Below are 12,326 nucleotides of genomic sequence, written 5' to 3' on the forward strand. Positions count from 1 at the left end.
ACTAACTGGCCCCTTTAGATAAATATTGCTCCGTTGCATCTTTTAATTCATTTTTCTCGTAGTTATCAAGGCCTTCGTTCGCTTTGGCAAACGTCACCATCAATAGAATTGCAATTATAATGAGCGTTGTTACAATACCTAACCAATGTTTTTTAATATTCAAAGGTATATCCTCCATTCTCCTCTTTAAGGTGAATTGATTTATCATTTATATTATTGTAATAACGTTGTGCCTCCATCTTATTCATGTTGTCTTTCGTTATTTTGCCATCTGCACCACGTACAGGTGTAATGCTAAATTTATTATGCTGCCCATTCCAATCGTGTTGAACTACCATACCTTTTTGGTTTTTAGATAAGAATGAATCTGATGTTAAATTACCTAAACTATAGAAGATACTTGCATTTTTATATTTTTCAACTTTTTGGACAACTGAGTTATGACCAATGATTACATCTGCACCGGATTTCACTAGCGCATGTGCGTATTCTTTTTGACGATCCGTCACACTACGTTCATTGGTAATACCCCAATCCACGTTTACGACAACTAAATCGTTATTTTCTTTTAAGTTTTTGATTAATGGAACAAATATTTTGGGGTCTAAACTAATAGATGTTGTATTTTTAAGTGGATCTTCATAGTTTGAACCTACATCAGTGAATGACACGTTAGCTATTTTTTTACCTTTAACCGTTTGTTGCACCGTCTTACTATTAATTGGGTTAGAGCCATTACCAGTCATAAAGTTATAATCCGTTTGTGCTTCCACTTGTTTACTTAAATCTTGGGCTTGCACGTTATCAATCGTATTATTAATTAAATTGACACTTTTAACATTTTCTTTTTTCAAGAACATTATATTCTCAATATTCTTCTTAATATTCGTTTTAGGATCATTTGAGAAATGGCTCACTAGAAGTGAAGCAGTTGAAAAGTCACTTTGTTGAAGTGGTTGCTTTAACCCTTTAAACACTTCGTTAAGATCCATTTGTCGAAAATGTTTATTCAATGTGATATTACCTAAATATGTACTACGAATATAATCATTACCTGAGCTTGGCATTGCCTCGACTGGCTCAACTTTTACAGCTCTAATAGCGAATACTAGAAGTACAAGTGCCACAATTAAAACGATAAGTGTATAGCTAAAATTGAAACGTTTGTGACGTTTCGATTGCTTAAGTAACCATTCGCTCGCTGATAACCGTTTTTTCTTTTTCATTACTCTGCGCTCCTTGCTCGCGATTAATTAATAAAGCTATATAAGAATAAGATGACATACGTGATACATGTAAGTAACATCGTTGTTGATAACGTAATCACGACACCTTGCTTTTGAATTGTATTCGCAATGATTCCAGGAATAACGACACCAATACCAGACACTTCAACCATTTCAAATGGCGTCAATGGATAAATCAAGTCGAACAGGAATTTAAGTACCATCCCAGTTAAAATCATCGCCGCAAATTTTCTTCTTCCGTACAAAATAACCCATCTACTAATACCATATGTAACTATGAAAAATGTTAAACAACTAATAACTAACACAGATAACAACATGATGGGTTGATCGAATATAAGTGCTAAATAACCCGGTACAACGAGTCCTGCTGGATTAATCCCAAATTTCTCGGCAAATATTAAACTTAATACAATACCGACAAATAGGGAGAAGTATAATTCTGAACCTATCATTTTATTCTATCCCTTCTATAAATTCTGCTATTCTACCACCTGGACCATGAATATTTCCTACACAGAATATGAGTGCGTTTTGTGACTCTTGCAAAATAGCTTTCTCAATTTCTGGGAACTCACGGTTTTCAAAATTAAGATATTTTTTATCAGGTAAGTGCTGCATTAAGTCTGTCACCATTTGTGTACTTTTACCTGTACAAATGAGTGTGTCAAAGTCTACATCATCAATAAAGTTTTCAACAAATTGACGCGTTCTATCTACCCTATCTGAACGACAATTTAAAATCACTACTTTTTTCGTATATGGATAGTTATAAGATTCAACTTTGTTTAAAATAGCTTTTGTCGATTGAGGTTCATTAGCAGCAAATGCATTAACAAATACATTTCGTGTGCGATTTGCATTAAAGTATTTGATTTCAACCGCACCAGGATCAGGTGGTGCATTTAACATGCCTCTCAATGCTGTTTCCTTATCAACGCCAACAGCTTCTGCAACGCCTAATGCAATAGCAACATTATCTGGGAAGACGAGATATGGAAACTTTCTTAAATATGATTCCGGAACTTCATCTTTATCTACGACAATTAACTTTGTTTTACGTTTCTTAGCTTCTTTTGCGAAGAATTTCGTATAGTCGTCTTTCATAACAACTAAAGTCCCTTTGTAAGGAATTGTTGCAGTAAACGCTTGAGCAACATCTTGAAGTGTAGGTCCAAGTACGTCCATGTGGTCTTCCATGACATTGACGATAACGCCTATATTGGCTTTAACTAAATCTTTTTGAAAAGTAATTTGATAGTCTGGATTAACTGCCATACATTCATTAACTAAAGAGTCAGCTTTTTGTTTAACAACTTTCCGCACAATGTCACGTTGTTCACCAATATTCGCGCCTTGTGGTTTTCTAATAACGGGGTATTCCTTGTCAGTAAACCAATACAACATTCGAGCATCTGTGCCTGTGGTTTTACCAATAACATGATAATGGTCTTCTCTTAATACGCTATAAATCATTCTCGTAATCGTTGATTTACCACGAATACCATTTATGTTGATTCTAATTGGAATCTTATTGAGTCGATTAGTATGGCGATTCTTCTCTTTAATACCAAGCCATAAAATCAATGCGATACAAATTATAATGAGAATCACAGTGTAGTACCTCTCTTTAATTGTTTTAATATTAAGTTGTCTAAATACGTATTTCATTACTATGTATATCAAAAATGTCTTTAAACATTTTCTATAGAAGTGACTAATAAATCCAAACGCTCTTGCTTCATATGAACATAATAAATAAATTATTACTTCTAATAAGGATATGCTATCATGTGCGTATTTAGTCAGTTTTAACATTGTAAATCTAATGTAAAATTATATTAACAAAGATTAATTTTTTTAGAAATATTCAATATTTTACTTTTACAAATAAAGAATGATTTTAAAAATATTTTTCTAAAATTTAAATTTAGTTCTAGTTATTTGAGAAATCATCAAACATTTACGTCGCATTTACATTAGATTAAAATTCTGATGTTAATTTAGAGGTAATTAAAGATACAACTTTAGGAGGATACTGATGGGTAAACCTTTGACTAAACCTGTTAAGATAGCAATTAGCATATATTTAGCAATGGTATTATTAATTTGTTCAAGCTATTTGGTATTGATTCTTGTGGGTAGCTTACAAGGCAATGATATGAGTAGTTCAGTTTTAGACACAGACCATCAACACATTAATAGTGTTACTAAAGATTCTAACGAAGGCATAAATGATACAAAGTTAAATAAAGCTTCAGCAACAAGTGATGATGTTGCCAAAGAAGAAACCGTTTCAAATACAAATGATACAATTTCAAATACAAATACTGAAAAAGTAGGTGCAAGCTCATCTGATTGATGACACTATGCACCTATTTTATTTTAAATACTTTGCATATTTTATTTGAAATTGCTTAGGAGTGAGTGAATATTTCTGCTTAAAATTTTGTATAAAGTAACTTGTAGTTGAGAATCCACAATCCATTGCCACTTCAGTCACATTTTTATGATGATACATGAGTTGCTTAGCACTCTGCTCTAGTCGATAATTTTGTAACAAATTGAGTGGCGTGTCCCCTGCAAATCGTTTAAACAACTTAATCGTCTCCGCTTCGCTCATATGAACCATATGACTTAACTCACTCAGTTGCACCTTTTTATGATAATGACTTTGTAAGTATTCAATACATTGTTTAACTCTTGGATCAAAGAAATATTGATTGATTTGTTCATATTGATCAAAAATATTTAAAAGATGATTTAGACATTGATAAAATTCGCTAAGAATTTGCAGTTGATAATAATCTCTTTGTGATAAGTAAATATGTCCTACTATCTCAATACGCCGTAACAAACTTACATTTTCTTCATCTTTTGGTATTAATTTAATAAATGGAATGGATTGCGCTTGATCAACAATTCGACTAACATAAGTAAAATTGATATATTCCGTGACATTGGGCAATCCAATGTTCCAGCAATAGAAACGCGCGCATTCATTCGCGTCACGAATTTCATGTACAACGTTTGAATTAATAAATAATCCCTCCCCTTCATGTATCTCCAATGTATTTTCTGCTAACTTTACCTTAATCACACCGTTTGTGACATACATAAATTGCAAGGCATAATGCCAATGTAAAGGTATATATCCGAGTAATGTCTCACTCAATGATGTATGTAGAATGACATGTGGCCAACGTCGATCAGGATAATTAATCTTTTCTTCTAAGTCTTCATTAATAATAATATTAGAAACCATATCGCACTACCTCAATATCTTGATACTTTTAATTACTATTTGAGTATTACCAAATTTATATACATTATATTATGAGATTTATAATAAAACAAAATACAGATGGAGGTGCATTCAATGAATCACACACAACACAGATTAAAAGGAGTATTATTTGCAATTATAGGTGCTACTTTATGGGGATTAGGTGGGACTGTTTCCGACTTACTCTTTAATCAACGAGATATTGAAGTGGATTGGTATGTTACTGCTCGCCTACTAATAAGTGGCATCTCCTTGTTGAGTCTGTACAAACTATTACATCCTAAGCAATCTATGTTTATTGTTTTTAAGAAGCCCAAAACAATTGTTAATTTGTTTATATATAGTTTAATCGGAATGCTTTTTGTCCAATACGCTTATATGGCATCCATCGCAACCGGCAATGTCGCAGTAGCTACACTTCTCCAATACATTGCACCAGTCTATATCATTATTTGGTTCGTCATACGTGGCCTTGATGTATTTCGTCCTTTTGATATTTTAGCCATTGCAATGACGCTAATTGGGACTTTTTTACTTTTAACAAATGGATCTATCTCTCATTTAGTCGTATCACCTACGAGTTTGTTCTGGGGAATCATCTCTGGCTTAGCACTTGCGTTTTACACGATTTATGCCACAGGCTTACTTGAAAAGTTCCCTTCAATTCTAATAGTAGGATGGGCAATGATTATTTCAGGTTGTGCAATGAGTTTCAAGCATCTTATATGGGATGTTAGCTTTAGCAACATGAGTGCATCTACAATCATTTATGTAATTTTTGGTATTATCGCTGGGACTGCTTTCGCATTTTATCTATTTATAGATAGTCTTAAATACTTATTACCTAAGGAGACAACGTTATTAGGTACGATTGAACCAGTGATAGCAGTTGTTACAAGTGCATTATGGCTTGGTGTTACTTTCCAATCAGTCCAAGTCATTGGAATCGTATTAATTCTTATTTTAATTTTAATGTTGTCACTTAAGAAACAACCTGAAGAAATGTAATCAATAATGTAGCGCCAAGGAATTGAACGATGACTAGCCTGAATAGCACAGAATTCTTCGTGAATTCATCGTGTCACTTTAGTAATCATCTCGTCCTCGGCGCTTAATTTTTATAGAATAATTGATTTAAGTTGTGTAAAGAATTTCTGTCTTTCTGGTAATGGGAAGATAGGATAAATGTGGAATAAATTATATCCTGGCATAAAATCATGTTCAATACCTTTATCATTAAGCATTTGGGATAATTTTAAAGCGTCAGGGTATAACGTTTCCTTTGTACCAATAAAAATGGATAATCGACCTAATCCTTCTAAGTCACCGTTAATTGGCGATATTCTATAGTCCTCAATAGGTAATTGGCCAGCCCATAATTTTATAAAGTATTTACTACCTTCTATACCTAACATTGGATCAATACGTTCATACGTTTTAGCATCTGGATTGCTTAACGTACCATCTAACACTGGAGATAGCATTACAATATGTCCAGGTTGTGGAAGTGTAGTTTCTGCTTTTAAATATTCGGCAAATGACAATGCAATTTGTCCGCCTGCAGAATCTCCCATCACAATAAGCTGTTCACTGCTTTCAACTTTGGCAGCTTGTTTATCATAAATAAGTTTTAATAATTCGAATGTAGTACGATAATCACGATGAGGTACTTTAGGATATATCGGCATAATGACCTTCGCATCAAGTTGTCCTGCGAGTTCATCTATAAAATTAAAATGATTATCTAGTGGATCTTGGAACCATGCACCACCATGAATATATAAAACAACTTTTTGTTGATGGTTACGTTGGTCATTCACAATATATGTGACGCACCCATTCCAACTTTTTGTTCGAACGTCATGTTTAAATTCATAACTAGTGCCACCATATTTTCCAGCTGTAATTTCTTTCGTTTCTTCCAATGCTTTTTTCGCGTCCGCTTCATTTTCAAACGTTTTTTTCATGCCAGACATTCGTATATATTTTTCAGTTATAAAACTTTTGTAACTGCGTTTCTCTTTAACTTTAATAAATGCTAATGTTCCTAATATCGCAGATGTTGCTACGGTTATCATACTTTTTTTCATAGCTTAAACGACCTCCTATACATGTCTATATTATAAACCTTAAACGACAATTCATTTAGTAATTAACACTGTTATCGTTAAACAATATTTTCATTTTAAGGAAAACATGCTATCCTTATATAAATTATCTGAATTTTCAAATTATAAAAGGGGGCAACGATTTATGGCACGTCATAAAATTGTACTTATTGGAAGTGGCTATGTAGGATCTGCGTTTGCACATGCAATCGTAGCTAAAGGTTTAGTGGATGAGATGACAATTATAGATATTGATGAGGATAAGGCTAAAGCAGATGTGTGGGATTTAAATCATGCGACTCCATTTGGCGATAACTTCGTAAATGTGCACGTCGGACAGTATGAAGACTGTAAAGACGCTGATATTATAGTGATTTGTGCAAGTGCTAAACTTGCTAAAGGTGAAACACGTCTTAAGCTACTAGAAGATAATGTAGACATTTTTGTCCCAATGATTCAACGTATTGTAGATAGTGGTTTCGATGGCTACTTTGTATTACCTTCCAATCCTGTCGACATTATGAGTTACGTCGTTAAACGAGTGTCGAATTTTCCTAAAAATAAAATCATTGGTTCAGGCACTTCTTTAGATACTGCGCGTTTCCAATTCTTTTTAAGTCGAGAATTCGATGTAGCACCGAATCAAGTCTATGCACCTATTATTGGTGAACATGGTGATTCACAAGTCGCAGTATGGTCACACGCACAAATTGCAGGTGAGCCGGTGTTAGATTTATTACCTTCTAATACGAATATAGAAGCATTTAAGACTTCCATTTCCAACCGTACAACTCAAATTGGTTACGATATTTATGTTCGAAAAGGCACAACCAATTTCGGAATATCACTAAGTCTAGTTAGAATCGTAGAAGCCATCTTATTTAATAAAAATATCATTATGAATGTTTCAAGTTACGTTGGCGGTGAATATGGATTGAGTGATGTATATATCGGTGTACCTACCGTTATTAACGGAAATGGTGCTGACCGAATTATTGAATTAGCTCTCTCAAAAGAAGAATTATCACAGCTACATCATTCTGCTGATATCATCTTAGACTATCAGCGACAAGCCGATGCTATCATTGATCAAATGTGCTGATATTAAAAGTAAGTGCGTAAGGAGCGGGACAGAAATTAATTCGTAACCCCAGCTTGCTTTATTTGTAGAATTTCTTTATGAAATTCTCTTTGCTGGGGCCCCGCTCTCACTTTATGTTTCAGAGCAACTATCATACATTAATTTCAACTGATGTTCGAATCGTTGCATATCTATAAATCGAGCTTGGCGATGCATTTCTTTACCATTCATAAAGATTAAATCAACGGGTACAGTAAATATAGATAATTCACCTGCAATGGTTTCGACATCTGATTGATTTATGACGGCGAGTTCTGCATTAGGGTAAGATGCTACAATATCTTCAATTTGTGGTAATACTGCATGGCACACTGAACAATGATCCCGCATTACGTGAACTACTACTAACTGATTATTATTAATAATTTGATGGAAGGCTTCCATATTACTCAAATGCTTTGCCATATCCTCACCTATACTTTCACTTATTTTAATAAGTTTTGAAATACCTCTGGCATCTTAGTTACTCTTTGACGTTCTAAATCTAAGAAACCACCTGTTTGCTGTCCAATACAATGCACTTTATCTCCAGAGGTAATTTCGAATTTAAATACCCATTTCATTCTTCCATCTTTAACAAACCAGCAACGCCCCACAGGTTTATCGTGTATCGTAATTGGAACTTTATACTCTATTTCTGTCTTCATTAATATTGGCGATATATGTTGCTTCATCATTTCTGAAAATGTCATATATTCATTAATAAATATTGTACGTAAATCTTCAAACCAGCGTATATAGACGATATTACTTACAATCCCCATTGCATCGATATCGTAATTGTTAACTTCTATTTCTCTTTCGGCGACTAACAAGCCTTCATGTTCCATAAAATATAATCTCCTTTAAGTCATCATTCAATTATATTCTACGACGTTTACATGCATTTTTCATCTACTTTAACTATACAACATTTAATGAGCGTACTATATACATGTCTATTTTATTATATATTATTTTCATTAAATACATAACCAAATTTACATAGTATAGTGTTTGTGAAAATATTCGCATATTTTATGAGAATAATTCATATGAAAGCTTATGTTTATGAAAAGCCAGGCTTTGCAAAACTGATTGATAAAGAGAAGCTAATCATTACGGAAAGTACAGATGCAATTATTAGAATGGTCAAAACACGATTTGTGGTACTGATCTACATATTATTAAAGTCGATACATCGGAAGTACCATCAAACACAACACTTGGCCATGAAGGTATTGGTTTCGTTGAATCAGTTGGTTAAAGTGTAAACAATTTCAAAGTTGGAGATAAAGTCATTGTTTCTTGTATCTCGTCGTGTGGTAAATGTTACTACTGTAAAAAAGGTATTTATGCACATTGTGAAAAAGATGGCGGTTGGATATTAGGTCACCTCATAGATGGTACACAAGCAGAATATTTTAAAGTACCTTTCGCAGACAACTCTTTATACCATGCACCAGAATCTTTACCAGACGAAGCACTCGTTATGCTCTCTGACATTTTAGCAACGGGTTATGAAATTGGTGTTTTAAAAGGTAAAGTTAAACCAGGTAGTACGGTTGCGATAGTAGGTGCAGGTCCAGTTGGATTAGCTGCATTATCAACAGTACAATTTTATTCATCTTCTAAAATTATTATGCTCGATTTGGATGATAATCGTTTAGCAACTGCCAAGGAATTAGGTGCTACACATACAATTAATTCAACGAATGTTGAAGATGCTGTTGCTCAAGTAAAAACATTGAACCATCGTGGTGCGGACGTAGCCATTGAAGATGTTGGTACTCCACAAACCTTTGATTTATGTCAAAAGTTAATTGGTGTTGACGGACAATCGCTAATTTTGGTGTTCATGGATTACCAGTACAATTTGATATCGATAAATTATGGATTAAGAATATCAATGTGACAACAGGTTTAGTTTCGGCGAATACTACTGAAGAATTGTTGGAAGCTCTCAAATCTAAAATCATTCAACCTGAACAACTCATGACACATTATAGTAAATTAAGTGATATTGAACATGCTTATGATTTATTCAGAAATGCTACAGATCATAAAGCTATCAAATTATTAATTGAGAATGATATAACTGAATAATGTTGTTTATTAAATAAAAAATAAGGGGGACAGCATTCTTTCTGAATTCGTCGCCCCGCCATGGCAAAGAGGATTAGAATTGAAAACCTTGAGACAACACCTTTTCAATTCAGTCATCGACTGCCAACACATAAAACAAGCCTGAGACACATATGATGTCCCAGGCTTGTTTTATTATTTAATTGTCATAATGCGTTTACCAGGATCTACTGAATCAACATCATCGAATGTTAATGTTTTATCACCCTGATTTGTAATAATCACTGGTGTGACAACACTTGGCGCATGTTCTTTTAAGTATGCTAAATTAATTTTCATTAATGGTTGACCTTGTGTGACAGGTTCATTGACATCGACTAAACTTTCGAAGCCTTCACCATTCAATTTCACTGTATCGATACCAATATGAATTAATACTTCAATTCCTGTATCAGATTCTAAACCGATGGCATGTTTCGTTGGGAAAATCGTTTTAACTGTACCATCAAATGGTGCTACAATTTCGCCTTTTTCAGGAACAAACCCAATACCGTCACCCATCATTTTTTCTGAGAATACTTTATCTGGCACTTCAGATAATGGAATAATATGACCCGTACCTGGTGCATAGATATCAGTTTCTTTTACCTCTTCCAACTGTACTGGCTCATCTGATGTATCTTCAGTCACAGTGGTTTCACTAGGTTTTGTGATGTCTCCATTCATAATACGTGCCATATCATGTTTAATTTGATCTGATTTAGGTCCAAAAATCGCTTGCATATTATTTCCTACTTCAAGCACCCCTGAAGCACCAAGCGCTTTTAGTCCTTCAACGTCTACTTTAGATTTATCATTGACTTCAACACGTAAACGCGTAATACAAGCATCTAAATGCTTGATATTTTCTTTACCGCCCATTGCATCTAACACATCAAATGGTAATTTACTTGCAGATGTATTAGCTACAGAGGCTTGTTTATCTTCACGACCTGGCGTTTTGAAGTTGAATTTAACAATTAAGAATCTAAATACTACATAATAAATGACAGCGTAAACTAATCCTACCGGAATCACTAACCACCATGGTGTTTTATTTGGAAGAATACCTAATAAAACAAAATCTATGAATCCTCCAGAGAATGTATATCCAAGATGTAAATTTAGTAGATAAAGCGTTAAAAATGATAATCCATCAAGTACTGCATGAATAAAGAATAATAATGGTGCTACGAATAAGAATGAAAATTCTAATGGTTCAGTAATACCAGTTAAGAATGATGTTAAAGCTGCTGATAACATCAAGCCTCCAACTACCTTTTTATTCTCAGGTTTAGCTGTTTGATAAATTGCTAATGCTGCTGCTGGTAATCCAAACATCATAACAGGAAATTCACCTTGCATGAATTTACCTGAAGTTAAATGAACACCTTCACGTATTTGCTCAATAAAAATACGTTGATCTCCTCGAATAATTTCTCCAGCTGCATTTTTCCAAGAACCAAATTCAAACCAAAATGGCGCATGGAAAATATGATGTAAACCAAATGGAATAAGTAATCGTTTAATAAATCCAAATAAGAATACTGCCAATCCAGTATTAGAATCTAATAAACCTGTACTAAATGCATTTAATCCATTTTGAATGAATGGCCAAATCCAAGCCATTGGGAAAGCTAAAATAAACGATGTCGTTGCCATCATAATCGGCACAAAACGTTTACCCGCAAAGAATCCTAAATACGATGGTAAGGAAATATTATAAAACTTGTTATAACACCAAGCTGCTAGAGCCCCTATAATAATCCCACCAAACACTCCAGTTTGAAGTGTAGGTATGCCTAAAACATTTGCGAATCCTTTAGATGGGTCTTCCAATTGTGCTGGCGTAACATTTAAGAATGCTCCCATTGTTTTATTCATAATAATAAATCCGACAAAAGCTGCAATGGCTGCTACACCATCTCCACCTGCTAGTCCTATTGCTACACCGAGTGCAAAAATGATAGGTAAGTTATCAAAAATAATACCACCAGCACCTGTCATCATGCTAGCAATATTTTGAATTACTCCATTTTTAATAAATGGAAGATATTGCTGTAATGCTTCACCTTGAAAAGCTGTTCCAATTGCTAGTAATAATCCAGCTGCAGGCAAGATTGCCACAGGTAACATTAATGCTTTACCAATTCGTTGCAATTGTCCAAATAGCTTTTTAAACATTTTGATTCAATCCTTTCAATGTATCTTTTTACGCATTAAAAAAGCATGACCAAATAAGCTCATCATTTATGACAAAAATAATGATAGCTTATCTGCTCATGCCTAATCGAATAGTAACACGCAGTTCTTTTTTAACAATTTAATTATACCTATAATATAAAGCGTTTTCAATATTTTTTTGCTAATATCTTACATTTTTTATAATTTAAATATTCGGCTCTAGGTCAAATCGGACTGATGAGTCCAAATATTGAGAT

General features: G+C 33.8%; 12 protein-coding genes and 1 pseudogene. 4 read left to right on the forward strand and 9 right to left on the reverse strand.

The features are described from left to right. Nucleotide 1: 1 nt before the first annotated feature. The 4 genes from HMPREF3265_RS12565 to pgsB are packed head-to-tail and all read right to left on the reverse strand — an operon-like array spanning nt 2 to nt 2,861. Entirely contained in the window at nt 2-178 is a 177-nt protein-coding gene (locus HMPREF3265_RS12565; protein WP_011274859.1) for a hypothetical protein, read from the reverse strand. After that, complete coding sequence (locus HMPREF3265_RS05730; protein ID WP_048667803.1) at nt 153-1,226, reverse strand: CapA family protein; 1,074 nt, start codon at nt 1,224-1,226, stop codon at nt 153-155. Before HMPREF3265_RS05730 ends, HMPREF3265_RS12565 begins: the two co-directional genes overlap by 26 nt. Nucleotides 1,227-1,249: 23 nt before the next feature. Next, nucleotides 1,250-1,702: a poly-gamma-glutamate biosynthesis protein PgsC gene (gene pgsC, locus HMPREF3265_RS05735; RefSeq protein ID WP_011274857.1), complete on the reverse strand. Its 453-nt coding sequence runs from the start codon at nt 1,700-1,702 to the stop codon at nt 1,250-1,252. A 1-nt stretch (nt 1,703) separates the two neighbouring features. After that, a complete protein-coding gene (gene pgsB, locus HMPREF3265_RS05740) occupies nt 1,704-2,861 on the reverse strand; it encodes a poly-gamma-glutamate synthase PgsB (RefSeq protein WP_011274856.1) in 1,158 nt (385 codons plus the stop codon). Nucleotides 2,862-3,288: 427 nt separating this feature from the next. On the opposite strand from pgsB, the gene HMPREF3265_RS05745 reads away from it, so the two are divergent. Further along, entirely contained in the window at nt 3,289-3,609 is a 321-nt protein-coding gene (locus HMPREF3265_RS05745; RefSeq protein WP_070581880.1) for a hypothetical protein, read from the forward strand. Nucleotides 3,610-3,627: 18 nt separating this feature from the next. Here the strand turns inward: HMPREF3265_RS05745 and HMPREF3265_RS05750 are convergent, their stop codons facing one another. Continuing rightward, nucleotides 3,628-4,512 carry an AraC family transcriptional regulator gene (locus tag HMPREF3265_RS05750; RefSeq protein WP_070861134.1) on the reverse strand — a complete coding sequence of 295 codons (885 nt, stop codon included), beginning with the start codon at nt 4,510-4,512 and terminating at the stop codon, nt 3,628-3,630. A gap of 114 nt (nt 4,513-4,626) precedes the next feature. Here HMPREF3265_RS05750 and HMPREF3265_RS05755 point away from each other — a divergent pair, with 114 nt between their 5' ends. Continuing rightward, on the forward strand, nt 4,627-5,541 hold the full coding sequence (locus tag HMPREF3265_RS05755; RefSeq protein ID WP_370591768.1) for a DMT family transporter: 915 nt from the start codon (nt 4,627-4,629) through the stop codon (nt 5,539-5,541). A 110-nt stretch (nt 5,542-5,651) separates the two neighbouring features. On the opposite strand, the gene HMPREF3265_RS05760 is transcribed toward HMPREF3265_RS05755, so the two are convergent. Beyond that, nucleotides 5,652-6,623: an alpha/beta hydrolase fold domain-containing protein gene (locus HMPREF3265_RS05760; RefSeq protein WP_011274851.1), complete on the reverse strand. Its 972-nt coding sequence runs from the start codon at nt 6,621-6,623 to the stop codon at nt 5,652-5,654. 163 nt (nt 6,624-6,786) lie between these two features. Between HMPREF3265_RS05760 and HMPREF3265_RS05765 the strand changes: the two genes are divergently transcribed. After that, on the forward strand, nt 6,787-7,743 hold the full coding sequence (locus tag HMPREF3265_RS05765) for an L-lactate dehydrogenase (RefSeq protein WP_070581875.1): 957 nt from the start codon (nt 6,787-6,789) through the stop codon (nt 7,741-7,743). Between the two features lie 111 nt (nt 7,744-7,854). On the opposite strand, the gene HMPREF3265_RS05770 is transcribed toward HMPREF3265_RS05765, so the two are convergent. Together HMPREF3265_RS05770 and HMPREF3265_RS05775 are read right to left on the reverse strand one after the other, a co-directional pair. Beyond that, nucleotides 7,855-8,187 carry a thioredoxin family protein gene (locus HMPREF3265_RS05770; protein ID WP_070581873.1) on the reverse strand — a complete coding sequence of 111 codons (333 nt, stop codon included), beginning with the start codon at nt 8,185-8,187 and terminating at the stop codon, nt 7,855-7,857. Nucleotides 8,188-8,207: 20 nt separating this feature from the next. Beyond that, a complete protein-coding gene (locus tag HMPREF3265_RS05775; protein ID WP_070581871.1) occupies nt 8,208-8,612 on the reverse strand; it encodes an acyl-CoA thioesterase in 405 nt (134 codons plus the stop codon). Nucleotides 8,613-8,816: 204 nt separating this feature from the next. Between HMPREF3265_RS05775 and HMPREF3265_RS05780 the strand changes: the two are divergent. After that, nucleotides 8,817-9,867 (forward strand): annotated as a pseudogene (locus HMPREF3265_RS05780) (zinc-dependent alcohol dehydrogenase family protein). Nucleotides 9,868-10,041: 174 nt separating this feature from the next. Here the strand turns inward: HMPREF3265_RS05780 and ptsG are convergent. Beyond that, nucleotides 10,042-12,069 (reverse strand): glucose-specific PTS transporter subunit IIBC, encoded by a 2,028-nt coding sequence (gene ptsG, locus HMPREF3265_RS05785; protein WP_053025316.1) that lies wholly within the window; start codon nt 12,067-12,069, stop codon nt 10,042-10,044. Nucleotides 12,070-12,326 lie beyond the last annotated feature (257 nt).

Source organism: Staphylococcus sp. HMSC62B09, assembly GCF_001839115.1.
GTDB lineage: Bacteria > Bacillota > Bacilli > Staphylococcales > Staphylococcaceae > Staphylococcus > Staphylococcus haemolyticus.